Source organism: Streptomyces sp. NPDC090445 (genome assembly GCF_044769385.1).
Classification (GTDB): Bacteria; Actinomycetota; Actinomycetes; order Streptomycetales; family Streptomycetaceae; genus Streptomyces.
Window position 1 is genome coordinate 115227 of the sequence record NZ_JBIVXV010000005.1, and the last position, 24915, is coordinate 140141.

Annotated in this window: 24 protein-coding genes; 18 read left to right on the top strand and 6 right to left on the bottom strand. The window is 74.8% G+C overall.

Annotated elements, in window-relative coordinates; all coding sequences use genetic code 11:
• Complete coding sequence (locus ACIQUT_RS13770; protein ID WP_361096100.1) at positions 1–795, top strand: 3-oxoacyl-ACP reductase; 795 nt, start codon at positions 1–3, stop codon at positions 793–795.
• A gap of 53 nt (positions 796–848) precedes the next feature.
• Here ACIQUT_RS13770 and ACIQUT_RS13775 read toward each other — a convergent pair whose 3' ends face one another.
• Positions 849–1319, bottom strand: coding sequence for a hypothetical protein (locus tag ACIQUT_RS13775; protein WP_403562707.1), 471 nt, complete (start codon positions 1317–1319; stop codon positions 849–851).
• Between the two features lie 436 nt (positions 1320–1755).
• Positions 1756–2961: an amino acid deaminase/aldolase gene (locus ACIQUT_RS13780; RefSeq protein WP_403562709.1), complete on the bottom strand. Its 1206-nt coding sequence runs from the start codon at positions 2959–2961 to the stop codon at positions 1756–1758.
• A 167-nt stretch (positions 2962–3128) separates the two neighbouring features.
• Here ACIQUT_RS13780 and ACIQUT_RS13785 point away from each other — a divergent pair, with 167 nt between their 5' ends.
• From ACIQUT_RS13785 to ACIQUT_RS13795, 3 genes are all read left to right on the top strand, one after another.
• Positions 3129–4052 (top strand): hypothetical protein, encoded by a 924-nt coding sequence (locus tag ACIQUT_RS13785; RefSeq protein ID WP_403562710.1) that lies wholly within the window; start codon positions 3129–3131, stop codon positions 4050–4052.
• Positions 4049–5227, top strand: coding sequence for a type VII secretion-associated serine protease mycosin (gene mycP / locus ACIQUT_RS13790; protein WP_403562712.1), 1179 nt, complete (start codon positions 4049–4051; stop codon positions 5225–5227). The genes ACIQUT_RS13785 and mycP overlap by 4 nt, the downstream gene beginning before the upstream one ends.
• A 126-nt stretch (positions 5228–5353) precedes the next feature.
• The gene (locus tag ACIQUT_RS13795; protein WP_403562714.1) at positions 5354–6100 is read left to right on the top strand and encodes an SseB family protein; all 747 of its coding nucleotides are present in this window, start codon (positions 5354–5356) and stop codon (positions 6098–6100) included.
• Between the two features lie 131 nt (positions 6101–6231).
• Here the strand turns inward: ACIQUT_RS13795 and ACIQUT_RS13800 are convergent, their stop codons facing one another.
• Positions 6232–6609, bottom strand: coding sequence for a DUF1844 domain-containing protein (locus ACIQUT_RS13800; RefSeq protein ID WP_403562716.1), 378 nt, complete (start codon positions 6607–6609; stop codon positions 6232–6234).
• Between the two features lie 352 nt (positions 6610–6961).
• Between ACIQUT_RS13800 and infC the strand changes: the two genes are divergently transcribed.
• From infC to ACIQUT_RS13850, 10 genes are all read left to right on the top strand, one after another.
• Positions 6962–7654, top strand: coding sequence for a translation initiation factor IF-3 (gene infC, locus ACIQUT_RS13805; protein WP_403563161.1), 693 nt, complete (start codon positions 6962–6964; stop codon positions 7652–7654).
• A gap of 105 nt (positions 7655–7759) precedes the next feature.
• Positions 7760–7954, top strand: coding sequence for a 50S ribosomal protein L35 (gene rpmI / locus ACIQUT_RS13810; protein ID WP_114056849.1), 195 nt, complete (start codon positions 7760–7762; stop codon positions 7952–7954).
• A gap of 98 nt (positions 7955–8052) precedes the next feature.
• Entirely contained in the window at positions 8053–8445 is a 393-nt protein-coding gene (gene rplT / locus ACIQUT_RS13815; RefSeq protein ID WP_385680494.1) for a 50S ribosomal protein L20, read from the top strand.
• Between the two features lie 160 nt (positions 8446–8605).
• A complete protein-coding gene (locus ACIQUT_RS13820) occupies positions 8606–9469 on the top strand; it encodes a TrmH family RNA methyltransferase (RefSeq protein WP_403562719.1) in 864 nt (287 codons plus the stop codon).
• Positions 9470–9524: 55 nt separating this feature from the next.
• Complete coding sequence (locus ACIQUT_RS13825) at positions 9525–10790, top strand: ATP-binding protein (RefSeq protein ID WP_403562721.1); 1266 nt, start codon at positions 9525–9527, stop codon at positions 10788–10790.
• Between the two features lie 154 nt (positions 10791–10944).
• Positions 10945–12075 (top strand): phenylalanine--tRNA ligase subunit alpha, encoded by a 1131-nt coding sequence (gene pheS, locus ACIQUT_RS13830; protein ID WP_403562723.1) that lies wholly within the window; start codon positions 10945–10947, stop codon positions 12073–12075.
• Positions 12075–14603 (top strand): phenylalanine--tRNA ligase subunit beta, encoded by a 2529-nt coding sequence (pheT, locus tag ACIQUT_RS13835; protein WP_403562725.1) that lies wholly within the window; start codon positions 12075–12077, stop codon positions 14601–14603. Before pheS ends, pheT begins: the two co-directional genes overlap by 1 nt.
• Positions 14604–14769: 166 nt before the next feature.
• Positions 14770–15942, top strand: coding sequence for a PP2C family protein-serine/threonine phosphatase (locus ACIQUT_RS13840; RefSeq protein ID WP_403562727.1), 1173 nt, complete (start codon positions 14770–14772; stop codon positions 15940–15942).
• Between the two features lie 384 nt (positions 15943–16326).
• Positions 16327–17667: a transcriptional regulator gene (locus ACIQUT_RS13845; RefSeq protein WP_403562729.1), complete on the top strand. Its 1341-nt coding sequence runs from the start codon at positions 16327–16329 to the stop codon at positions 17665–17667.
• 52 nt (positions 17668–17719) lie between these two features.
• Positions 17720–18250, top strand: a complete 531-nt coding sequence (locus ACIQUT_RS13850; protein WP_403562731.1) for an NUDIX hydrolase — start codon at positions 17720–17722, stop codon at positions 18248–18250.
• A gap of 133 nt (positions 18251–18383) precedes the next feature.
• On the opposite strand, the gene ACIQUT_RS13855 is transcribed toward ACIQUT_RS13850, so the two are convergent.
• The gene (locus ACIQUT_RS13855; protein WP_403562733.1) at positions 18384–19256 is read right to left on the bottom strand and encodes a 3-hydroxybutyryl-CoA dehydrogenase; all 873 of its coding nucleotides are present in this window, start codon (positions 19254–19256) and stop codon (positions 18384–18386) included.
• Between the two features lie 175 nt (positions 19257–19431).
• Here ACIQUT_RS13855 and ACIQUT_RS13860 point away from each other — a divergent pair, with 175 nt between their 5' ends.
• Positions 19432–20685 carry a glycoside hydrolase family 10 protein gene (locus ACIQUT_RS13860; RefSeq protein ID WP_403562735.1) on the top strand — a complete coding sequence of 418 codons (1254 nt, stop codon included), beginning with the start codon at positions 19432–19434 and terminating at the stop codon, positions 20683–20685.
• Between the two features lie 25 nt (positions 20686–20710).
• On the opposite strand, the gene ACIQUT_RS13865 is transcribed toward ACIQUT_RS13860, so the two are convergent.
• Together ACIQUT_RS13865 and ACIQUT_RS13870 are read right to left on the bottom strand one after the other, a co-directional pair.
• Entirely contained in the window at positions 20711–20908 is a 198-nt protein-coding gene (locus ACIQUT_RS13865; RefSeq protein WP_385424709.1) for a DUF1918 domain-containing protein, read from the bottom strand.
• 85 nt (positions 20909–20993) lie between these two features.
• On the bottom strand, positions 20994–21950 hold the full coding sequence (locus tag ACIQUT_RS13870) for a DMT family transporter (protein ID WP_403562737.1): 957 nt from the start codon (positions 21948–21950) through the stop codon (positions 20994–20996).
• Here ACIQUT_RS13870 and ACIQUT_RS13875 point away from each other — a divergent pair.
• The 3 genes from ACIQUT_RS13875 to ACIQUT_RS13885 all read left to right on the top strand — a co-directional run bounded on the left by ACIQUT_RS13875 (position 21949) and on the right by ACIQUT_RS13885 (position 24836).
• Positions 21949–23409, top strand: a complete 1461-nt coding sequence (locus ACIQUT_RS13875; RefSeq protein WP_403562739.1) for a PLP-dependent aminotransferase family protein — start codon at positions 21949–21951, stop codon at positions 23407–23409. The genes ACIQUT_RS13870 and ACIQUT_RS13875 overlap by 2 nt on opposite strands.
• 61 nt (positions 23410–23470) lie before the next feature.
• The gene (locus ACIQUT_RS13880) at positions 23471–24046 is read left to right on the top strand and encodes a histidine phosphatase family protein (protein ID WP_403562741.1); all 576 of its coding nucleotides are present in this window, start codon (positions 23471–23473) and stop codon (positions 24044–24046) included.
• Positions 24047–24086: 40 nt separating this feature from the next.
• Positions 24087–24836, top strand: a complete 750-nt coding sequence (locus ACIQUT_RS13885; protein WP_403562743.1) for an N-acetyltransferase — start codon at positions 24087–24089, stop codon at positions 24834–24836.
• Positions 24837–24915 lie beyond the last annotated feature (79 nt).

A 24915-nucleotide genomic window follows, 5' to 3' on the forward strand; every position in this document is an offset into this window, starting at 1 on the left:
ATGACCGCCCAGCCCACCGAAGAGATCGTCTGCCGCCGCCTGGTCGGCCGCACCGCCGTCATCACCGGGGCCGGCAGCGGCATCGGCCTCGCCACCGCCCGCCGCCTCGCCTCCGAGGGCGCCAACGTCGTCTGCGCCGACATCGACGAGACCGCCGGCAAGGCCGCCGCCGAGGAGGTCGGCGGCACCTTCGTCAAGGTCGACGTCACCAGCCCGGAAGACGTCGAAGCCCTCTTCAAGACCGCCTTCGACACCTACGGCTCCGTCGACATCGCCTTCAACAACGCCGGCATCTCGCCCCCGGACGACGACTCCATCCTCACCACCGGCCTGGAGGCCTGGAAGCGCGTCCAAGACGTCAACCTCACCTCCGTCTACCTGTGCTGCAAGGCCGCCCTGCCCTACATGCAGCGCCAGGGCCGCGGCTCCATCATCAACACCGCCTCCTTCGTGGCGATCATGGGCGCCGCCACCTCCCAGATCTCCTACACCGCCTCCAAGGGCGGCGTGCTCGCCATGTCCCGCGAACTCGGCGTCCAGTTCGCCCGCGAGGGCATCCGCGTCAACGCCCTGTGCCCGGGCCCCGTGAACACCCCCCTCCTCCAAGAGCTGTTCGCCAAGGACCCCGAGCGGGCCGCCCGCCGCCTCGTGCACATCCCCGTCGGCCGGTTCGCCGAGGCCACCGAGATCGCCGCCGCCGTGGCCTTCCTCGCCAGCGACGACTCCTCCTTCATCAACGCCACCGACTTCCTCGTCGACGGCGGCATCTCCGGCGCGTACGTCACCCCCCTGTAGCCGCACCGGACCACCACGGTCCGCCACCGAACCACCCACCCGGCAGCCGGGCGTCACACGACGCCCGGCTGCCCCGCATCCGGGCCGGAGCCGTCCTGGAGGGCGAGGCTGACGACCCAGTGGCCGTACTCCTCCGCGGTGATGCCGCAGACGCGGTCGCCGGACGCGGACCGGGCTATGAACTCGATCCGCCCCTGGTCGTCGACGAGCCGGGAGACGTCGGCGGCCCCGGTGAGCCGCACCCGGACCCAGCCGACCTCCCGACTCCCGGTGACCACCGCCGTGATGAGGAACGTCCCGTCGTCGCCGACGACCCCGGCCCGGCGGGCGTGGTCGAGCCACAGCCCGTGCACCCCCGCCCGGTCCGCGTCCAGGGGGAACGACGCGCTGGGCTCCACCTCGAACCCGGCCATGGCCCGCCAGGCGTCCTCCACCGAGGGACCCGGCCCGTTCCCCACGACCGCGTCCACAGCGAGCCCGCTGCCCCGGAGGTGCTCGATGAGGTTGTCCGCGCTCGTGCGCATGTCAGTTCTCCCCGTAGAAGAAGTGGTGGTCTCCGACGGGGCCCGCCACGGCTGTCGGACCCCAGCCCCAGTGTTCGGCACACGTCCCGCCACACCCAGGTGACCGAGTACCCGGCCGGGACCTGCCCCGCGACCTCCGCGACGCACTCGACGACCGCTTCGAGGCACTGGAGGCCGAGACCGGGCTCCGGTGCACGGCCCACCTCGCCAAAGCCCCCGGGATCAAGCTGGGCGGCTGGAACACCTGCTGACCGTGCAGGAGGGGGAGTTCGACATGGAATCCTGGCGCACGTGGCTCCCCGAGGAGGCCCGGGCCGGCCACGAGGACGACACCCCTGCGCCGTGGGGGTCGGAAGCCCACGACCCGGCCGCCCCGTCGGACACGGGTCGGACCGGTGAAGGGCAGGGGCCGCCGTCCGGGAGTCGGAGGCGGGAGTCAGAGGAACGTGCGGCCCTCGCCGCGGTACGTGGGGACGACCGCCGTCACGCGGTCGCCCTCGACGAGGTGCAGGACGTCGAAGCGTTCGCACAGCTCGCCCGCCTTCGCGTGCCGGAACCACACCCGGTCGCCGATCAGCAGGTCGTCGGCCGGGGCGCCGAGCAGCGGCGTCTGCACCTCGCCCGCGCCCTCCTGCGGGTCGTAGCGCAGCCCCGCCGGCAGGTACGGCTGGGGGAGCCGGTCGGCGCCGGCCGCGCCCGAGGCCGGGTACCCGCCGCCGAGCACGGTGACCACGCCGACGCCCGGCCGACGGACCACCGGCTGGGCGAACAGCGCCGCCGGCCGGCCGCGGAACGACGTGTAGTTGTCGAACAGCCGGGGCACGTACAGCCCGGACCCGGCCGCTATCTCCGTGACCGCGTCCTCGGCGGCCGTCTGCTGCACGCTCCCGGTGCCGCCGCCGTTGACGAACTCCAGGTCCGGGACCACCGCCCGCACGGCCCGCACCGCCTCCGCGCGGCGGGCGGCCAGCTCGCGGCGGGCCGCCGCCTGCATCAGCCGGACGGCCCGGGACCGCAGCGGCCGCCCGGCCGGCGCGTCGCCGACCCCGGCGACATGGCCCTCGTACCCCATCAGCCCGACCACCCTGAACCCCGGCCGGGCCGCGACCGTCCGGGCGAGCGCCGCCAACTGCGCGGGCTCCCGCAGCGGCGAGCGCCGGGCGCCGACCCGGACCCGGCCGCCGAACAGGTGCAGCGCGGTGTCCAGCTCCAGGCAGACCCGGATCTCCTGGGTGCCGCCGCCGCGGGACCGGTCGATCAGCTCCAGCTGCGCCGGGTCGTCGACCATGACGGTGATCGCCGCGGCCAGCTTCGGATCGCCCGCGAGCTCGGCGAAGCCGGCCCGGTCGGCCGAGGGGTAGGCCAGCAGCACGTCCTCGAACCCCGACCGGGCCAGCCAGACCGACTCCGCGAGGGTGTACGACATGATCCCGGCGAACCCCGGCCGGGCCAGGACCCGTTCGAGCAGCGCCCGGCAGCGGACGGACTTGCTCGCCACCCGGACCGGCTTCCCGGCGGCCCGCCGCACCAGATCATCGGCATTGGCGTCGAACGCGTCGAGGTCGACGATGGCCAAGGGAGCGTCGAGATGCGCGGTGGCCCGGTCGTACCGGGCCCGGTCCCCACCGGCGGCAGCAGTCATGGCCCGCAGCTTGCCACGCCGCCGTACCCCCGGGTAACCCCCGCGTCACACCCGCCCCGGCAGCCCTGGCCCCGGCCGTCGCCGCCGGCCGGAGGGCAGGGGCGGTCGGGGCGGCCGCGTACAGTACCCCGGAGGCAGCCGTACGAAACGGGGGGCGGAGCCGCCGGATGAGCACGTCGACACCGCAGACCGCGGCCCTGACCGACCCCGACCCCGAACCCGACCGCGACCGCGATCGCGATCCGCGGGGCCCCCGCGGCGGAGCCCGTACCGCGGCCGCCGCCCTCTGCGCCGTGCTCGGGACCGGCCTGCTGGCCGCCGCCGCCCTCACCGGCTGGGCCGAACGGCATGCCGCCGGCCGCCCGCCGACCCCCGAGGCCGCCTACCGCACCGCCGCCTCGCTCTGGCGCGCCGCCCCCGCCGACAGCCTCTTCCCGCCCGTCCTGACCGGCCCCGACAGCGGCCCCGGCGGCGCCGACCGCACCTGGACGCGGGTCGCCCTCGCACCCGACTCCGACTGCGGGCCCGCCCTCGCCCCCGACTGGCAGGCCGCGCTCGCCCCCACCGGCTGCACCCGGGTCCTGCGCGCCACCTACGCCGACGCCACCCGGAGCTCCCTGATCGCCGTCGGCATGGTGTTCACCCCCGCCGACGCCACCGCGATGGAGGGCCTGCGGGGCCGGCTCACCGCCCCGCCGGCGTACGGCTTCGCGGATGCCCGCCGCGCCGCCTGGACCGCGTCCGTGCTGCCCGACGCCCCGGTCGTCGTCTACGCCGTCTCCGCGTTCGCCGACGGCCGCACCCTGGAGGCGCCCGTCCCGGCCGAGGAGGCGATGCGGAAGAACGCCCCCGGCGCCGTAGCCCAGGCCGGACTCGGCCACGCGGCCAAGGCGGTCGCCGACCGGATGGAGGGCACCGTCCGCTCCCTCGCCTCCCCGACGGCCCCGAAGACCGCGACGGCGGCCGCTCCCGGCCCCGGCCCCGGCTCCGATTCCGGCTTCGGCTTCGGCTTCGGTTCCGGCCCCGATTCCGGCTTCGGTTCCGGCCCCGGCCCCGGTTCCGGCTCCGGTTCCGCGGGGGCCGCCCGGTGAGCCGCACCCGCTCCGCCGCGGCCCTCGTCCTCGGCGCCGTCCTCGTCGGCGCCACCGCACCCCCGGCCGCCGCCGACGCCGTGCGCGACCGCCAGTGGGCCCTGACCGCCCTGCGCGCCGAGGAGGCCTGGGGCATCACCCAGGGCGACGGCGTCACCGTCGCCGTCCTCGACACCGGCGTCGACTCCACCCACCCCGACCTCGCCGGACAGGTCCTCGACGGCACCGACCTGATCGGTATGGGCGCCGGCCCCGGAGACCGCGCCTGGGCCCGCCACGGCACGGCGATGGCCGGGATCATCGCCGGGCACGGCCACGGCCGCAACCGCCGCCAGGGCGTGCTCGGCGTGGCCCCGCAGGCCAGGATCCTGCCGGTCCGGGTGATCCTCGAAGAGGGCGACCCGGGCCGGTCCAAGGCCCGCCAGAGCAAGGGCGGCGCCCTCGCCGAGGGCATCCGCTGGGCCGCCGACCACGGCGCGGACGTCATCAACCTGTCGCTCGGCGACGACAGCGACTCCGCCCACCACGAGGCAGCCGAGGACGAGGCCGTCCAGTACGCCCTCGCCAAGGGCGTCGTCGTGGTCGCCTCCGCGGGCAACGGCGGCCGCCAGGGCGACCACGCCTCCTACCCGGCCGCCTACCCCGGGGTCATCGCCGTGACCGCCGTGGACCGCAGCGGCCGGAAGGCCGCCTTCTCCACCCGCAACTGGTACGCCAGCGTCAGCGCCCCCGGCGTCGATGTCGTCATCGCCGACCCCGACCGCGCGTACTACGAGGGCTGGGGCACCAGCGCGGCCGCCGCGTTCGTCTCCGGCACCGTCGCCCTCCTCAAGGCCGCCCACCCGGACCTGTCCCCGGCCCAGATCAAGAAGCTGCTCCAGGACACCGCCGCCGACGCCCCCGCCGGCGGCCGCGACGACTCCCGCGGCCACGGCCTCGTGGACCCCGTCGCCGCCCTCCAGGCCGCGGAGGCCCTGCGCCCCGAGCCGGCACTCCCCGCGGCCGTCGCCGCCGGACAGCGGTACTTCGGCCCGGGCCCCGAACCCGCCCGCCCCGCCGACCGGGCGGAACGGCTCCGCGTCCCCGTGGCCGCGGGCACCGGGCTGGCGCTGCTCGCCCTGGCCGCCGTACTGTCCCGGCGGCCCCGAGCCGCGCGGCACGCCTCCGAGTCCTGATCGCGTCCCGAGCCCCGGCCGCGTCCCGAGCCCCGACCGCCTCCGAGTCCTGCCCCGGGACCCTTCCGGGCCGCGGGGCCCGACCGGGCGCCGGCGCCGCCGCGGAGGGGGATAGGGTCGGGAAGCGTGGCGAACAAAACCATCCCCGATCCCGGTTTTTCCGACGATGACGGCTCCGCCGACCCCCGGCTGAGCGCGGCCCTGGCCGCCTGGTCCGAGGACCGGGCGAAGGAGCCGGAGCTGCTGGCCGCGCTCCGGGGGGCCCGGCTGCTCGTGCCGGTCGTCGCGATCCTCGGCGACGTCGAGACCGACCCGGAGACGGGCCTCAAGCGCGAGAAGACCAGCGACATGGCCGTCCCCACCCTGCAGGCGGGGAACCGGCGCGCGCTGCCCGCGTTCACCTCGATCGCCTCGCTCGCGCTGTGGGACCCGGGCGCCCGGCCCGTGGCCGTACCCCTGCGCCAGGCGCTGGCCGCCGTCGCGCACGAGAAGGCCGACACCCTGCTCCTCGACATGGCCGGCCCCGTGACCTACCAGCTCACCGGCTCCGCGCTGCTCGCGCTGGCCGAGGGCCGCACCGACGCCGACCCGCTGGCCGATCCGGCGGTGCGGGAGGCCGTACGGGCCGTGGTGGCGGCGGAGCCCTCCGTGCTCCGCGCCCACCTGGTCCCGGCGGGCGCGGACGCCGACGGCATCCTCGTGGTCGTGCCGGCCGCAGGCCCGGAGGCCGAGGCCGCGGCCGCCGCCCGCCGGATCGCCGAGGCGCTGGCGGCGGACGAGACCCTGCGGGCCCGCCTCGTGCGCGGGCTGGACCTGGCGCTGCTCCCCGAGACGGCCCCGGCCCCGCCGGGGGAGGCGCTCTTCACCCGCTGAGCCCGCCGGAGCGGGAAGCGGAGTGAGAAGAAGCACGAAAACACGAAGGGCCGGGGCGCACCGCCCCGGCCCTGCCGTATGCCGTTCCCGGCCCGCCGGACACCCGGCCTGCCCGGCCGGGTGTTCGCCCGTCAGGCGTAGACGGGGCCGGTGAACTTCTCGCCCGGCCCCTGGCCCGGCTCGTCCTGGACGATCGACGCCTCGCGGAACGCGAGCTGGAGCGACTTCAGGCCGTCGCGCAGCGGGGCCGCGTGGAAGGAGCTGATCTCGGTGGCGCTGGCCGTGACCAGGCCGGCCAGGGCCGTGATCAGTTTGCGGGCCTCGTCGAGGTCCTTGTGCTCGGAGTCCGGCTTGTCCAGGCCCAGGTTGACCGCCGCGGCGCTCAGCAGGTGCACGGCCACCGTGGTGATCACCTCGACTGCGGGCACGTCCGCGATGTCACGCGTCAGGTCGTCGTAGTCGGGGGCCTGGTCGGCCTCGGCGGCGGGGGAGGGGGTCGCGTCAGTCATGTCCCACACGATAAGCCGGGCCGCGCGGGCGCCTGACCTGCCACCGGGTGAGCAGGTCTGGCGCGGAATGCTATATTGGGCTACGACCGGCCGGAGACGTACGTCCCCGGCCCACAAGTGGAGGCTCCGTTCTCCCACCTGACCGCCCTCCGGGGCGGCGGGTCACCGGTCAGGCGGCATCCATCGTTCCGTACGGACGATGGAAAGCCGCCCGAGTCTGCGCCCCGCGGTTCGCATGCGGCGGTGCTCCGGTTGTCTTGGAGCCCCTGCCTGTGCCCGTCGGGGCATTTTTGTTGCCCTGCCGCGGTTGGTCACGACGACACAGACGTCAGCGGCTGTCTGCCTGACAGCCGTGTGGTGCTACCGAGGAGGATCCATCAGCACCGAGCCCCGCATCAACGATCGGATTCGTGTCCCTGAGGTGCGACTCGTCGGTCCCAGCGGCGAACAGGTGGGCATCGTCCCGCTTGCGAAGGCGCTTGAACTCGCGCAGGAGTACGACCTGGACCTGGTTGAGGTCGCAGCGTCTGCCCGTCCGCCGGTCTGCAAGCTCATGGACTACGGCAAGTTCAAGTACGAGTCGGCGATGAAGGCCCGTGAGGCGCGCAAGAACCAGGCGCACACGGTCATCAAGGAGATGAAGCTCCGGCCGAAGATCGACCCGCACGACTATGACACCAAGAAGGGTCACGTCGTTCGGTTCCTCAAGCAGGGCGACAAGGTCAAGATCACGATCATGTTCCGTGGTCGCGAGCAGTCCCGGCCGGAACTCGGCTACCGACTGCTGCAGCGTCTGGCGGAGGACGTCCAGGAGCTCGGTTTCGTCGAGTCGAACCCGAAGCAGGACGGCCGCAACATGATCATGGTCCTCGGTCCCCACAAGAAGAAGACCGAGGCGATGGCCGAAGCCCGCGAGGCCCAGGCCGCTCGCAAGGCCGAGCGCCAGGGTGCGGCCGCCGCCAAGGAAGCGGACGCCGCGGAGGGCGACGAGGTCGCCTCTGCCGAGGCTGCCGACGCCTCTGACGAGGCACAGGCCGAGGCCTGATCCCGGGGCATCCGGTCCCGGATCACCGACACACCATGACGTTCCTGCAAGCCGGTCCGGTACCGGACCGGTGGGGAACGCCACTGACGAGGAGATAACGGCGCCATGCCGAAGAACAAGACGCACAGCGGTACGAAGAAGCGCTTCAAGGTCACCGGCTCCGGCAAGGTGCTCCGCGAGCGCGCCGGCAAGCGCCACCTGCTCGAGCACAAGTCGTCCAAGCTGACGCGTCGCCTCACCGGCAACGCCGAGATGGCCCCGGGCGACGCCGCGAAGATCAAGAAGCTTCTCGGCATCTGACGTTCCGCCCCCACCGGGGCGGGACGCCGAGACCGGTACCCCATCGAACTTTCGGGCCGCGTGAACACACCCGCGGCCCCGCTACAAGGAGTTAACAAGTGGCACGCGTCAAGCGGGCAGTAAACGCCCACAAGAAGCGCCGGGCGATCCTCGAGGCGGCCTCCGGCTACCGCGGTCAGCGTTCGCGCCTGTACCGCAAGGCCAAGGAGCAGGTCACCCACTCGCTGGTCTACAACTACAACGACCGCAAGAAGCGCAAGGGCGACTTCCGTCAGCTGTGGATCCAGCGCATCAACGCCGCTGCCCGCCAGAACGGCATGACGTACAACCGCCTCATCCAGGGTCTGAAGGCCGCCAACGTCGAGGTGGACCGCAAGATCCTCGCGGAGCTGGCCGTCAACGACGCCAACGCGTTCGCCGCGCTGGTCGAGGTCGCCCAGAAGGCGCTCCCGGCCGACGTGAACGCCCCGAAGGCCCCCGCCGCCGCCTAAGCACTGCGCTTGAGCAGCAGGCCTTCACTGGCTTCAGCCCGGACCCGCAGGCCCTGTGCCTGCGGGTCCGGTGCGTGTGGGGCCCCGCCCCGCCCCCTTGCCACTCCCGCGGTACACCCGCAGTACACCCGCAGTACGCACGGAAGCGAGCCGACCGACCATGGGTACCCCCGCCCCCGCCGAGCTGATCTCCCCCCGGTCCCCGCGGGTGGCCGCCGCCAGGCGGCTGGCACGGCGCAACTTCCGCACCAAGGAGCGCCGCTTCCTCGCCGAGGGCCCCCAGGCCGTCCGCGAGGCCGTCGAGCACCGCGGGGCCACCGGCCCCACCCTGATCGAGCTGTTCGCCACCGTCGAGGCCGCCGAGCGCTACGGCGAGATCATCGCCGCCGCCCGGGCCGCCGGCGTCCGCGTCCACCACGCCTCCGACGAGGTGCTCGCCGAGGTCTCGCAGACCGTCACCCCCCAGGGGATCGTCGGCGTCTGCCACTTCCTCGACTCGCCGTTCGAGGAGATCCTCGCCGCCCGGCCCCGGCTCGTCGCCGTCCTCGCCCACGTCCGCGACCCCGGGAACGCCGGCACCGTGCTCCGCTGCGCCGACGCCGCCGGCGCCGACGCGGTCGTCCTGACCGACGCCTCCGTCGACCTGTACAACCCCAAGTCCGTCCGCGCCTCCGTGGGCTCCCTCTTCCACCTGCCCGTCGCCGTCGGCGTGCCCGTGGAGCGGGCCGTCGAGGGGCTGCGGGCGGCCGGCGTGCGGATCCTCGCCGCCGACGGGGCCGGCGAGGACGACCTGGACGCCGAGCTCGACGCGGGCACCATGGGCGGCCCTTCCGCCTGGGTCTTCGGCAACGAGGCCTGGGGCCTGCCCGAGGAGACCCGGGCGCTCGCCGACGCCGTCGTACGCGTCCCGATCCACGGCAAGGCGGAAAGCCTGAACCTCGCCACGGCCGCCGCCGTGTGCCTCTATGCTTCCGCGCGTGCACAGCGGGCGCCCGGAGGGTGCCGCTCCGTGACCCCCAGCTAGTAATGTGGCCGCCCGGGGGCCCACTGCGCTACTCGGAGATGTGGGGTACGGGGACATGACCGTCGGTACGAACAGCTCGCCAGCGGCCACGAACGAGGCGGGGGCGCCCTCCCTGGGAGCCGTGCCCGCGCAGCACCCGGGCGGCCGCGCCGGCCCGGACGCCGCCGCTCCCGTCGGCCCGGACCCCGCAGACCGGGCGGGCCCGGCCCCGGCCGGCCCGGATGCCGCCTGCCCGGACCCCGCCGACGTCACCGGCCTCGGCATCGACCCCGACGACCTGCCCGACGGGCTCGTCGTCGCCGACGACACCGGCCGGGTCATCTGCTTCAACTCCGCCGCCGCCCGGATCACCGCCCTCGCGCCGGCCGAGGCCCTCGGCGCCCGCATCGACCGGGCCCTGCCGCTGGAGGACCTCGACGGCCGCCGCTGGTGGGCCCTGACCGACCCGTACGGCGGCCTCGCCACCCGCCGCGGCCAGCCCGAGCGGAACCTCCTGCTCCCCGGCGGCCGCGAGGTCCTCGTCTCCGCCCGGTACGTACGCGCCCACCCCGCCGGCCCGCTGCGCCGCCTCGTCGTCACCCTGCGCGGCACCGAGGCCCGCCGCCGCACCGAGCGCAGCCACGCCGAGCTGATCGCCACCGTCGCCCACGAGCTGCGCTCCCCCCTGACCTCCGTCAAGGGGTTCACCGCGACCCTGCTCGCCAAATGGGAGCGGTTCACCGACGACCAGAAGCGCCTGATGCTGGAGACCGTCGACGCCGACGCCGGCCGCATCACCCGCCTGATCGCCGAACTCCTCGACATCTCCCGCATCGACTCCGGGCGCCTGGAGGTCCGCCGCCAGCCCGTCGACATCGCCGCCGCCGTCGGCCGGCACGTCCAGGCCCTCACCGCGAACGGCCAGGCGCCCGACCGGTTCCTCGTCCGCGTGAGCCGCTCCCTGCCCGCCCTGTGGGCCGACCCGGACAAGATCGACCAGATCCTCGGCAACCTCCTGGAAAATGCGGTGCGCCACGGCGAGGGAACCGTCACCATCGACGTATCGCCGACCAGCCTGACGAACGCAGCGGGCAAGACCGAGAAGGGAACCGCCGTCACCGTGACCGATGAGGGCCCCGGTATCCCCGAGGAGTCGATGGGCCGCGTCTTCACCCGCTTCTGGCGGGGCAGCAAGCGCGGCGGCACCGGCCTGGGCCTGTACATCGTCAAGGGCATCGTGGAAGCCCACGGCGGCACCATCACGGTCGGCCGCGGCCCGGGCGGCGGCGCAGAGTTCCGATTTATCCTGCCCGTCGGCGCGCCCGCGTACCTCGCGCAGTAGCACCAGCACTGCGGAGCGTCTCGCCAGGCGGCCCTCGGGCTCCTCACCTCCCCCGCGGCCCGTAGACTCGTCCTTTGGCACCTTTGCGTCCTTGTGTCGAGCTTCTTGTGTCGAGCGGGGACCTCCAGCCAGCCCATCGGAAGCACGGGAAGAGATGTCGGCACCGAACAAGTCGTACGACCCTGTCGAGGTCGAGGCACTGAAACCGGAAGAGATCGAGCGCATGCGGGACGAGGCGCTCGCCGCCTTCGCGGCCGCCGGCGACCTCGACGAACTGGCGCACGCGAAGACCGCCCACGCGGGCGGCACCTCGCCGCTCGCCCTCGCCAACCGCGAGATCGGCGCGCTGCCCCCGCAGGCCAAGGCCGAGGCGGGCAAGCGCGTGGGCCAGGCCCGCGGCGCCGTGAACAAGGCGTTCGCGGAGCGCCTCGCCCAGCTGGAGGCCGAGCGCGACGAGCGCGTCCTGGTCGAGGAGGCCGTGGACGTCACGCTGCCGTACGACCGCGTCCCGGCCGGCGCCCGGCACCCCCTGACCACGCTGATGGACCGCATCGCGGACGTCTTCGTCGGCATGGGCTACGAGGTCGCCGAGGGCCCCGAGGCCGAGGCGGAGTGGTTCAACTTCGACGCACTCAACTTCACGCCGGACCACCCGGCGCGCCAGATGCAGGACACGTTCTTCGTCCAGGGCCCCGAGGGCGTCCAGGGCGACGAGTCCGGTGTCGTGCTGCGCACCCACACCTCGCCGGTGCAGGCCCGCTCGCTCCTGGAGCGCCGCGAGCCGCCCGTCTACATCGTCTGCCCGGGCCGCGTGTACCGCACCGACGAGCTCGACGCCACGCACACCCCGGTCTTCCACCAGGTCGAACTGCTGGCCGTGGACAAGGGCCTGACCATGGCCGACCTCAGGGGCACCATCGACCACATGGTCAAGGAGCTCTTCGGCGAGGAGACCACGACCCGGCTGCGCCCGCACTTCTTCCCGTTCACCGAGCCGTCCGCCGAGATGGACATGCAGTGCTACGTGTGCCGCGGCGCGTCGGTGGGCAACCCCGACCGCCCGTGCCGTACCTGCTCCAGCGAGGGCTGGATCGAGCTGGGCGGCTGCGGCATGGTCAACCCGAAGGTGCTCATCGCCTGCGGTGTGGACCCCGAGGTGTACAGCGGGTTCGCCTTCGGCTTCGGCATCGAGCGGATGCTGATGTTCCGGCACAACGTGGAAGACATGCGAGACATGGTCGAGGGTGACGTCCGGTTCACCCGGCCGTTCGGGATGGAGATCTGATGCGGGTCCCGCTTTCTTGGCTGCGGGAGTACGTCGACCTGCCCGCGGGCACCACCGGTCGAGACGTCGCTGCCAAGCTCATCGACGCCGGCCTGGAGGTCGAGACCGTCGAGCGGCTCGGCGCGGACCTGACGGGCCCCCTCGCCGTCGGCCAGGTGCTGACCATCGAGGAGCTGACGGAGTTCAAGAAGCCGATCCGCTTCTGCACCGTCGACGTCGGCCGGGCCAACGGCACCGGTGAGCCCCAGGAGATCGTCTGCGGCGCCCGGAACTTCTCCGTGGGCGACAAGGTCGTCGTGGCGCTGCCCGGCGCGGTCCTGCCCGGCGACTTCGCGATCGCCGCGCGCAAGACGTACGGCAAGAACTCGCACGGCATGATCTGCTCCGGCGACGAGCTGGGCATGGGCGACGACGGCACGCACGGCATCATCGTGCTGCCGCCGGAGCACGAGGTCGGGACCGACGCCATCGAGCTGCTGGAGCTCGTCGACGAGGTCCTCGACATCGACGTCACGCCCGACCGCGGCTACTGCATGTCGATGCGCGGCATCGCCCGCGAGACCGCCACCGCGTTCGGCCTGCCGCTGCGCGACCCGGCGCTGCTCGACGTGCCCGCGCCGAACTCGTACGGCTACCTCGTCAAGATCGAGGACCCGGCCGGCTGCGACCGCTTCACCGCGCGCACCGTCACCGGGCTGGACCCCGAGGCCCGCTCCCCGATCTGGCTCAAGCGCCGCCTGCAGAAGGCCGGCATGCGCCCGATCTCCCTCGCCGTGGACGTCACGAACTACGTGATGCTGGAGCTGGGCCAGCCGCTGCACGCCTACGACCGCTCCCGCCTGGACGGCGCCATCGGCGTCCGCCGGGCCGAGCAGGGCGAGAAGTTCACCACCCTCGACGGGGTCAAGCGCACCCTCGACGCCGAGGACCTGGTGATCACCGACAACAGCGGGCCGATCGGCCTCGCCGGCGTCATGGGCGGAGCCGACACGGAGATCGCGGACTCCGCGGCCGACCCGGAGACGGGCGCCGTCACCGGCACCACGGACGTCGTGATCGAGGCCGCGCACTTCGACCCGGTCTCCATCTCGCGCACCGCCCGCCGCCTGAAGCTGTCCTCGGAGGCCTCCAAGCGCTTCGAGCGCGGCGTCGACCCGCAGGCCGCCTCCGCGGCCGCGCAGCGGACCGTCGACCTGCTCGTGCTGCTCGCCGGCGGCACCGCCGAGGCCGGCGTGACCGAGCTCGTCGCCCCGGGCGCCCCGCGCACCGTCGCGATGCGCGCGGACCACCCGGACAGGGTCGCGGGCGTGGACTACGGCCGCGAGACCGTCGTCCGCCGCCTCCAGGAGGTCGGCTGCGACGTCCACGGCCAGGACGAGCTCGTCGTCACCGTCCCGTCGTGGCGGCCCGACCTCGCCGAGCCGAACGACCTCGCCGAAGAGGTCATCCGGCTGGAGGGCTACGCCAACCTCCCGTCGACCCTGCCCCAGGTGCCGTCCGGCCGCGGTCTGACCGTGCGCCAGCTGCTGCACCGCCGGGTCGGCCGGGCGCTGGCCGGCGCCGGCTACGTCGAGGCGCTGAACTACCCGTTCATCGGCGAGCAGGTCTTCGACCAGCTGCAGCTGCCCGCGCACGATGCCGCCCGCCAGGTCGTGCGGCTGGTCAACCCGCTTTCCGACGAGGAGCCGGCGCTGCGCACCACGCTGCTGCCGGGCCTGCTCCAGGCGCTGCGCCGCAACGACAGCCGCGGCAGCCACGACCTCGCCCTGTTCGAGACCGGTTCGGTCTTCCGGGCCGGCGACCGGCCGGGCGTCGCGGTGCGGCTGCCCGTCGACCGCCGTCCCACGGACGAGGAGATCGCCGCGCTCGACGCCGCCCTGCCGGCCCAGCCGCGGTACGCCGCGGTCGTGCTGGCCGGAGCGCGCGAGCAGGCCGGCTGGTGGGGCAAGGGCCGCCCGGCCGACTGGGCGGACGCCGTCCAGGCCGCCCGAGCGCTGGCCGTCGAGGCCGGTGCGGAGCTGGTCGTCCGCCAGGGCCGGTACGGCCCCTGGCACCCGGGCCGCTGCGCCGAGCTTGTCGTCACCCTCGACGGGGTCGAGCAGGTCATCGGCCACGCGGGCGAGCTGCACCCGCGCGTCGTGAAGGCGCTGGGCCTGCCGGCCCGCACCAGCGCGATGGAGCTCGACCTCGACCGCCTCGCGGCGGCCGGCGGCGAGGCCGTGGAGGCGCCCCGGATCTCCTCCTTCCCGGTGGCGACCCAGGACGTCGCGCTGATCGTCGACGCGTCCGTCCCGGCGGCCGACGTCGAGGCGGCGCTGCGCAAGGGCGCGGGCGAACTGCTGGAGTCGCTGCGGCTGTTCGACGTGTTCACCGGCGAGCAGGTGGGCGAGGGCAAGAAGTCCCTGGCGTACGCGCTGCGCTTCCGCGCGGCCGACCGCACGCTGACGGCCGAGGAGTCCACGGCCGCCCGTGACGCGGCGGTGGCGCTGGCCGCCGAGCGCACCGGGGCGGTGCTGCGCGGCGCGTAGCCGCCGTCCGCCCCGCGTAGGGCCAGGTGAGGGGCGTGTCCGGGGAACCGGATGCGCCCCTCACTCATTCGGGTGAGAACCTTCCCCGGCCGTGTTCCGGGGGCGGGCCGGGTCGCCAGAATCGAGGCGGCCGGGTGCCCAGGGCCGGACACGGGGAGTCCCAGGGATGATCACGCGTGGGGAGATGCGCCGGCTGCGTCGGGCGGGCGTCCTCGCCTGGGGCGGCGCCGCGGTGTCCTGGGAGCTGTCCGCGCCCGGGCGGCCGCTGTGGGCCGGCCTCGCCAGCTGCGCCGCCTTCCTGCTCCTCGCCGCCGGCTGCGCCCTGCACGTCCGGCGCGGCCTGAGGGCCCGGCTCAGACGCTCCCAGGAGATCGCGGGCGCCGCCCAGCGGGCGCTGCTGCGGCCCCTGCCCGGGCGGATCGAGGGGCTCGCGGTGGCGGCGGCCCAGCTGTCGGCCAGCCGGGGCGCGGCGGTCGGCGGCGACCTGTACGAGGCCGTGGCGACCCCGTACGGGGTGCGGGTCGTCATCGGGGACGTACGCGGGCACGGCCTGCCGGCGCTGGCGGCCGCGGCCGCGGTGCTGGGCGCCTTCCGGGAGGCGGCCTACGACGAGGCCTCGCCGGCCGGGGTGCTGCGGCGCATGGAGCGGGCGCTCGGGCGGCACGTACGGGAGCGGGCCCGGGCGGAACACCCGTCCGCCTGCCCGGCCGAGCCCGGGTCCCCGTCCGCGGAGGAGTTCGTGACGGTGCTGCTGCTGGAGATCGGGCGGGACGGCGCCGTGACGGCCCTCAACTGCGGCCACCCGTGGCCGGTTCTGCTGCGCCGGCCGGAGGACGGGCCGCCGGAGCCCTGCGGGGCCGTCCCCCACGCCGCCCCGACCCGGAACCGGGTGGCGCTGTCCGTACCCGCGCCGCACCTGCCGGCGGGGCCGGGAGGGGCCGTGCCCCGGACGAGGAGAGGGTGTGCGCTCCGGCCGGCGGCGGGACGGGAAGCGGACGGGGCACCCGCGGGGGAGGGGGTGCGGGTGCTCGACGGAGGCGATCCCCTGCCACCGCTCGGGGTGGTGCCCGTGCCCGACGGGCTGGTGGCGGGGGACTGCGGCCGACTGCGCCCCGGCGACCTCCTGTTCCTGCACACCGACGGCGCCGAGGACGCCCGCGACGCCGCGGGCCGGTTCTTCCCGCTGCACCGCGTCCTGGCCGGGATCCTGGCCAGGGAGCCGGCGCCCGCACCCGCGCGGCTGGTCGCGGGCGTGCACGCCGCACTGCTGCGCCACACCGGCGGGCGGCTCACCGACGATGTGGCCCTGCTGGTCCTCCGCAGCGACCGCTGCGCCTGAACCCCGTACCGGGACGGCGGCCGGAACCGCGCACGAACGGCGGCCGGAACCGCACACCGGGCCCCGGTGGGAGGGCCCGGCGCGCGTTCCTCCCGGCCCCTGCCGGGACCCGGTGACCAACCGGGCGCCGGCGGAGCCGAGGCGCGCCGCCCGCCTGCCGTGGAGTGTCGGGCAGACAACAGGCCGGGCGGCGCGGTGCGGGTCGTCGCACTGTACGAGGGGGAGCCGACGACCCGGGCTGCCTCTTTGGCGAGGCTCTTCAGTGAACCGCTCCCGGGGCCTTCAGCGGCAGAGTGCGTATCGCATTTATGCGCGTACTCGTTTCACACCCCGGGTGAACTCCGCACCCACTAGCCTGAGACCGACGAGCCCTTGGAGGGGCCCATGCAGCCCAACGCCCTGCTCGACGCCCTCCTCGCCGAGGCGGGCATGTCCCACGCCGGACTTGCCGCGCACGTGAACCAGGCGGGCCGGTCCCGCGGTCTCGCCCTGCGCTACGAACACACCGCCGTCACCCGGTGGTTGAAGGGGCAGCGGCCGCGCGGCCAGGTCCCCGACCTGATCTGCGAGGTGCTCGGCGGCCGGCTCCGCCGCCCGGTCTCCCTCGACGACGTCGGGCTCGGGCTGCCCGGCCAGCCCGCCGCCCCGCACTCCTCCCCGCTCCAGGGCTTCGTCGACCGGGCCGCCGCCCTGTGGCGCTCCGACCGGCAGGGGCGCTACCCGCTGCTCACCACCGAGGCGGTCACCGGCACGCCCGCGGTGATCCCCGTCTGGGAGTGGGAGAACCCGCCCGAGGACGCCGACGTCTCCCGCGACGGGCCGCTGCGGATCGGGCCGGAGCACATCGAGATCCTGCGGGCCGCCCGCGCCCACTACGAGCTGATGTACCGCCGGGCCGGCGGGGTCGCCACCCGGGCCCGCATCGTCCGCTTCCTCGGCAGCGAGACCGCGCCCATGCTGCGCGGCAGCTACCCCGACGCGGTCGGCCGCAGCCTGCACCGGGCCGCCGGATCCCTGGTCGCCGTCGCGGGGATCTGCGCGTACGACTCGGACGCCCACGGCCTCGCCCAGCGCTACTTCCACCAGGCGCTGCGGCTGGCCAAGGCGAGCGGGGACCGGGGGCTCGGCGCCTACGTCATCGCCCTGCTCGTCAACCAGTCCCTGCACCTGCGCGAGCACCGCCAGGCCGTCGCCTTCGCCGAGGCCGCCCTGCGCTCCGCGAACCGGGACACCACCCCGGCCCTGACCGCCGACCTGTACGCGATGCAGGCCAAGGCGTACGCCCGACTCGGCGACCCGGCCGCCGCGCTGGCCTGCATCCGGCACGCCGAGGCGGCCGCCGAGCGGATCCGGCCGGGCTCGGAGCCGGACGAGACCGGGTACGTCCAGCCCGGGCTGGTCAACGTCCAGGTGGCCGAGGCGCTGCTGAGCCTCGGGGACCTCGACGCCGCGCACGAGCAGGCGGCCGCCGCGGTCGGCACCCCCGCCCACGACCGCGGCCGGGTCCACCGGCTCGCGATGCTGTGCGAGATCCAGCTGCGCCAAGGGGAGGCGGACGGGGCGGCGGCGACGGCCGCCGAAATGGCCGAGCGGGCCAAGGGGATGGAGTCGCTGCGGCTGCGGGACCGGCTGCGGGCGGTCCGCGAGCAGCTGCTGAGCAGCGGCTGTTCGGGCGCCGAGGAGACGGCCCGGCTCATCGACGGGGCGTTGCGCGTTCCGCTGTGACCGCTGCGGCTGCTGCCATGCTGCCACCGACGATCCGGAAGGTGGCAGAACCGTGCAGTGGACGAACCTGAGTGAGCACACCGTGTACAAGAACCGCTGGTTCGACGTGAACCGCGCCGATGTGGAACTTCCCGACGGGCGGCACCTGGACCACTTCGTGATCCGGCTGCGGCCGGTCGCCGCCGCCACCGCCGTCAACGAGGCGGACGAGGTACTGCTGTTGTGGCGGCACCGGTTCATCACCGACAGCTGGGGCTGGGAACTGCCCGCGGGCGTGGTCGAGGACGGCGAGGACCTCGCGGGCGCGGCGGCCCGGGAGATGGAGGAGGAGTCAGGCTGGCGGCCCGGCCCGCTGCGCCCCCTGATGACCGTGGAGCCCTCCAACGGGCTGACCGACGCCCGCCACCACCTCTTCTGGGCGGAGGGGGCCACGTACGTCGGCCATCCCGAGGACGACTTCGAGTCCTCGCGGCGCGAGTGGGTGCCGTTGAAACTCGTACCGGAGATGATCGCCCGCGGCGAGGTCCCGGCCGCGAACACGGCGGCCGGGCTGCTCCTCCTGCACCACCTGCGCCTCGGCTGACCCCGTCCCGCCCGGCGGCGACCACCCGGGCCGGTTCCGCCGGGGCGGCCCGCCGCGGCGGAACCGGCCCTGCGGGGCGCGGCCGGCGGCGGGTGGCTCAGCTGCAGGCTGTGGCTCAGCCGTGGGCGGCGGCTCAGCCGTAGGCGTAGAAGCCCGAGCCGGTCTTGCGGCCGAGGCGGCCCGCGTCGACCATCCGCTGGAGCAGCGGGGGAGCGGCGTACAGCGGCTCCTTGAACTCCGAGTACATCGAGTCGGCGATCGAGACGATCGTGTCCAGGCCGATCAGGTCGGAGAGCTTGAGCGGGCCCATCGGGTGGGCGCAGCCGAACTCCATGCCGTTGTCGATGTCCTCGCGGCTCGCGATGCCCGACTCGAACATGCGGATCGCGGACAGCAGGTAGGGGACCAGCAGCGCGTTGACCACGAAACCGGAGCGGTCCTGGGCGCGGATGGCGTGCTTGCCGAGGACGCCCTGCACGAGGCTCTCGGCCCGCTTGATGGTCTCCTCGCCGGTGGTCAGCGCGGGGATCAGCTCGACGAGCTTCTGCACCGGGGCCGGGTTGAAGAAGTGGATGCCGATGACGTGGTCGGGCCGCGAGGTCGCCACGGCCAGCTTGACCAGCGGGATCGACGAGGTGTTCGAGGCGAGGATGGCGTCCGGGCGGGTGATCACCTGGTCCAGGACCTGGAAGATCTCCGTCTTGACCTGCTCGTTCTCGACGACCGCCTCGATGACCAGGTCACGGTCGGCGAACTCGCCGAGGTCGGTGGTGAAGGAGAGGCGGGCCAGGGTGGCGTCCCGCTCCTCCTCACTGATCTTGCCGCGGGCGGCGGCCTTGGTCAGGGAGTTCTGCAGCCGGGTCCGCCCGAGCTCCAGGGCCTCGCCCGTGGTCTCGGCGACCTTCACTTCGAGACCGCTGCGGGCGCACACCTCGGCGATGCCGGCACCCATCTGGCCACAGCCCACTACGCCGACCCGTGTGATGTCGGAAGGGAGGTCAGTCACTTCGTGCCTTTCGCTGCTCCGTCGTCGGCGGGTCCCCCGTTGTCGTCAGTGGTAACTGCAATCCGGCGCCCGCCACGCCCCCCGACGTTACCCCCGATCTTGCCGGTGGTGGCGGGCCGGGGCGGGCATGCTGAGCGCAGACAGGCGATGTCACGCAACGGAACGGAGTCGTCACATGGCGTACATCGGACGGCGGGGGCTGCTGGCAGGGGCGGCGGGGGCGTTCGCCGCCGCCGCCGCGGGCCCGGCCCGGGCGGCGGAGTCGGCGGGGGCGGCGGGCCGGCCGGGCTCCCGGCGGAAGGCCGCGGCGGAGTTCCGCGGCATGTGGATCGCCTCCGTGGAGAACGTGGACTGGCCCTCCACGGCCGGGCTGGACGCGGGGGAGCAGCGCGACGAGCTGGCCTCCCTCTTCGACGCCGCCGTCGCACACCGCCTGAACACGGTGTTCCTCCAGGTCCGGCCCACCGCCGACGCGATGTGGCCGGCCGCCCGGGAACCCTGGTCGCAGTGGCTGACGGGCCGGCAGGGCGTCGACCCCGGCTGGGACCCGCTCGGCACCGCCGTCGCGGACGCCCACGCCCGGGGGCTCGAACTGCACGCCTGGTTCAACCCGTACCGGGTCGCGAACAACCACACCGACCCCGCGCGCCTCGCGTCCTCGCACCCGGCGCGCCGCAACCCCGGCTGGACGGTCCCGTACGGCGGCAAGCTGTACTACAACCCCGGACTTCCCGAGGTGCGCGCCTTCGTGCAGGAGGCCATGCTCGACGCCGTCTCCCGCTACGCGGTGGACGGGGTGCACTGGGACGACTACTTCTACCCGTATCCCGTCGCCGGGCAGTACTTCGACGACGACGACGCGTACGCGCGCCACGGCGCCGGCTTCGCCACGCGCGCCGACTGGCGCCGCTCCAACGTCGACACCCTGGTCCGGGAGATGTCCGAGCGGGTGCGGTCCGTGCGCCCCTCGGCCCGGTTCGGCATCAGCCCGTTCGCGGTCTGGCGCAACCGGGACCGGGATCCGCTCGGCTCGGACACCCGGTCCCTCGCCACGTACGACGACCTGTACGCGGACACCCGCACATGGGTGCGGGAGGGCTGGATCGACTACGTGGTGCCGCAGGTGTACTGGCACATCGGCCACCCGACGGCCGACTACGCGAAGCTCGTCCCGTGGTGGGCGCAGACCGTGGCCGGGACGGACGTCGACCTGTACATCGGGGAGGCGCTGTACCGCTGCGACCCGGGCAGTGCGACGGCCGCCTGGCGCGACCCCGCCGAGCTGTCCCGGCACCTGACCTTCGCCCGCCGGTACGCCGAGGTCCGCGGCCACGCCTACTTCTCCGCGAAGCAGGTGGCCGCGGACCCCCATGGAGCGATGGCCAGGGTCGTCGCCGACCACTACCCGACGGCGGTGCCGCCCCGCTGAGGCGCCGGGCCGCCGGGGCGCCGCATCAGTGCCGGGGTTCCTCCGGGTGCTTCACCACGCAGTCGGGGCCCGGGGACATCAGGGCTTCGTGGCCGTCGGGGAAACGGACCCGGTAGGGCGGGCTGCCGTTTTCGCCCAGTACCTGAGTGATCTCGCCGACCTTGTCGTGCTGCCCCACGACTCTGCCGTGCTGCACCAGCTGGTCGCCTTCGGTCGCGCGCATAAGCTGACCTCCTCGGAGGCGGTCTGGATCCGGTGACGTCAGTTTACGGCGAATAGTCCGGATTAAGCCCGCTGGGTGGGGGTGATTAGGCCCGCTGGGTGAGGGCAATGCAGACCAGCACCGCGCAAGCGGCCGCCGGAGCCGCGGGCGACAGCCGCTCACCCAGCAGGGCCACCGACCACACCAGGGTCAGCAGCGGCTGGGCCAGCTGGAGCTGGCTGGCCCGCGGGGCGCCGATCTCCGCCATGCCCCGGTACCAGACGTACAGGCCGAGGAAGGTGGAGCCCGCCGCCGCCCACACCAGCCCCGCCAGCCCGTGCACGGTCAGCCGCACCGGCTCGTACGCCAGCCCCAGCGCGGAACCGGCCAGCGTGAGCGGCAGGGCCAGCACCAGCGCCCAGCCGATGACCTGCCATCCCGGCATGGCGCGGGCCAGCCGCCCGCCCTCGGTATACCCGGCGGCGCAGGCCAGCAGGGCCCCGAACAGGAAGCCGTCGCCGGTCGAGAGCGAGCCGCCGCTCTCGGCCAGGGTGAAGCCGAGGACCACGGCGGCCCCGGCGACGGCCGCGGCCCAGAACCGGCGCGACGGCCGCACCCCGGTGCGCAGGGCCGACAGGGCGGCCGTGGTGAGCGGCAGCAGCCCGACCACGACGGCGGCGTGCGAGGTGGTGGAGGTGGTCAGCGCCACGGTGGTGAGCAGCGGAAAGCCGACGACCACCCCCGCGACGACCACCGCCAGCCCCGCCCAGTGCTCACGGGCCGGCAGCGGGACCCGCCCGGCCAGCAGGAAGGCCCCCGCGATCAGGGCGGCGAGCACGCTGCGCACCGAGACGAAGCTCCAGGGGCCGAAGCCCTCCAGGCCCCAGGCGGTGGCGGGGAACGTCAGGGAGAAGGCGACGACGCCGAGGGCGGCGAGCGCGGTGCCGGACGCGGTGCCGGACGCGGTGCCGGCCGCGGTGCCGGACGCCGTGCCGGCCGAGGCGCTGTCCGGGGTGCCGACTGCTATCGCGGTGGGGGAAGTAGCGCTATTCTGTGCTCTCATGTATGAGCGTAGCAGTGTGGCGGAACTGGCGGATGTCCTGCGTTCCGAGCTGGACCGCTACTCGGTGGGTGGAAAGCTGCCGTCGAGCCGGGCCCTGGTGGAGCGCTTCCGGGTCAGCCCCGTCACCGTCTCCCGCGCCCTCGCCCAGCTCGCCGCCGAAGGCCTCGTGGTCACCCGGCCCGGCGCCGGCGCCTACCGGGCCGGCCCCCGAACGACCGAACCCGCGCCCGGCGACACCTCCTGGCAGGCGGTGGCCCTCAGTGCGGAGGGCGCCGGAGAGGTGATCCCCCGCTCCGTGGACGCCTCCGGGGTGCTCAACTCCCTCGCGGCGCCGCCGACCGGGGTCATCGAGCTCAACGGCGGCTACCTGCACCCCTCGCTCCAGCCCGAGCGGGCCATGGCCGCCGCCCTGGCCCGGGCCGGGCGGCGCCCCGGCGCCTGGGGGAGGCCGCCCATGGAGGGGCTGACCGAGCTGCGCGACTGGTTCGCCCGGGAGATCGGCGGCTCCGTCTCCGCCGCCGACGTGCTGGTCACCGCGGGCGGGCAGAGCGCGCTGACCACCGCCGTGCGCGCGCTGGCCCCGCCGGGGGCGCCGATCCTGGTCGAGTCGCCGACCTACCCCGGGCTGCTGTCGATCGCCCGGGCTTCCGGGTGCCGGCCCGTGCCCGTCCCCGTCGACGCGGACGGTGTCCGGCCGGAGCTGCTGGCCGCCGCGTTCGAAGCCACCGGGGCCCGGGTGTTCGTATGCCAGCCGCTCTTCCAGAACCCCACCGGCGCGGTGCTGGCCCCCGAGCGGCGGGCCGAGGTGCTGCGGATCGCCCGGGCGGCCGGGGCGTTCGTCGTGGAGGACGACTACGCCCGCGCCCTCGCCCACGAGGACGCCGGGCCGCTGCCCCCGACCCTGGCCGCCGAGGACCGCGACGGGGTCGTCGTGCACGTCCGGTCACTGACCAAGATCACCTCGCCGAGCCTGCGGGTGGGCGCGCTCGCCGCCCGCGGCCCCGTCCTGGACCGGCTGCGCGCCATCCAGGTCGTGGACAGCTTCTTCGTCCCCCGCCCGCTCCAGGAGGCCGCCCTCGAACTCGTCGGCGCCCCCGCCTGGCCGCGCCACCTGCGCACCGTCGCCGCCGAGCTGCGGCACCGGCGCGACATGCTGGCCGGCGCGCTGCGCCGCGGGCTGCCCGGGCTGCGGCTGGACCGGCTGCCGTCCGGCGGCTTCCAGCTGTGGGTCCGGCCCGGCGGGGAGGGCGACGACGACCTGGCCTTCGCGGCCGCCGCCCTGCGGGCCGGCGTCGCGGTCACGCCCGGACGTCCTTACTTCTGCGCGGAACCGCCGGGTCCGTACGTACGGCTGAGCTTCGCCGGGGTGTCCGGCGCGGCGGAGCTGGGCGAGGCCGTGCAGCGGCTGCGCAGCGGGCTCGGGGAGGAGCAGGCCGGCACCGCGGGTCCGGACGCCTGACCGCCGGACGCCTGACCGTCGGACGCTTGACCCGGTGCGGTACGCGGCCCACCATCGCCGCATGAACGTTCGGGTTTCGCTCGTCGCCGCAGCCCGTGGCTCCTCGCTGCTCGCCGAGCGCTTCGACGACGACCGCCCGCCGGACGACGAGGGCTGGCGCGCCCTGTCCGCCGCCGCACACGGGCTGGTGCCCCTGGGCGCCGCCGAACTGCGCTACTGCTCGCCCGGCCCGCGCAGCCGCGCCACCGGACGGGCCCTCGGGTACGCGCCGCTCGCCCAGCCCGCTCTCCGCGAGTGCGACATGGGCCGCTGGCGGGGCCTGACCCTGGCCGAGGTGGCCGCCCGCGAACCCGGCGGGGTCGAGCTCTGGCTCAGCGACCCGCTCGCCACCCCGCACGGCGGCGAATCCCTCCTCGCGTTCATCTCCCGCATCGGCGGCTGGCTCGACACCCGGCCCGCCGACGACGGGGGCGCGATCGTCGCGGTCGCGGAGCCCTCGGTGGTCCGGGCGGCCCTGGTGTACGCGCTGCGGGCCGCCCCGCAGACGTACTGGAACGTCGACGTCCCCCCGCTGTCCACCCTCACCCTGACCGGCTGGTCGGGGCACTGGCACCTGGCGCTCCAGGCCCCCGCGTAATCCGGTGGGGGCGCCGCCGCAGCGCCCCTAGCCTGCGCACATGAACGGAATCGAGATCACCACGATCGCCGGGCGCCCCGAACTCGCCGAGCGGCTGTACGACATGGACGACTCGTGGCCCGAGTTCTCGGGCAACGACTCCCTCGCCTGGCTGCTGTACCCGCGGGTGGTGGCGGAGCTGCCCGAGTACGTGCTGGTCGCCCTGGACGGCGACACGGTGGTCGCCCGCGGGTTCAGCGTGCCGTTCGCGCTGCACGCGCCCGGCCGGGACGGGGTGCTGCCGGCCCGCGGCTGGGACCAGGTGTTCCTGTGGGCCTTCTCCGACCTGCGGCGCGGCATCGAGCCCGACACGGTGAGCGCGATCGAGATCAGCGTCGACACCGGCCGGCAGGGCGAGGGCCTGTCCGGGCGGATGCTGGCCGCGATGCGGGACAACGCCCGGGCGCGCGGCTTCGCCGAGGTGGTGGCCCCGGTCCGGCCCAGCGGCAAGCCGGCCGAGCCCGACACGCCGATCCGGGAGTACGCGTACCGCACCCGCGAGGACGGCCTGCCCCACGACCCGTGGCTGCGCGTCCACGTCCGCGCCGGCGGGGTGATCGACTCGATCGCGCCGCTGTCGATGACGGTCACCGGATCCCTGGACGAGTGGCGCGCCTGGACGGGCCTGCCCTTCGACACGGCCGGCCCGGTCCACGTGCCCGGGGCCCTCACCCCGGTCCACTGCGACCCGGACCAGGGCTACGCGGCGTACGTCGAACCGAACGTCTGGGTCCGCCACGCCCTGACCTGACGACCGTCCCGTCGGCCGGCCGGCCGGCCGGCCGACGGGGCGCGGCTTGCAGGGAGGCGGCGGGCGTCCCACAGTACGA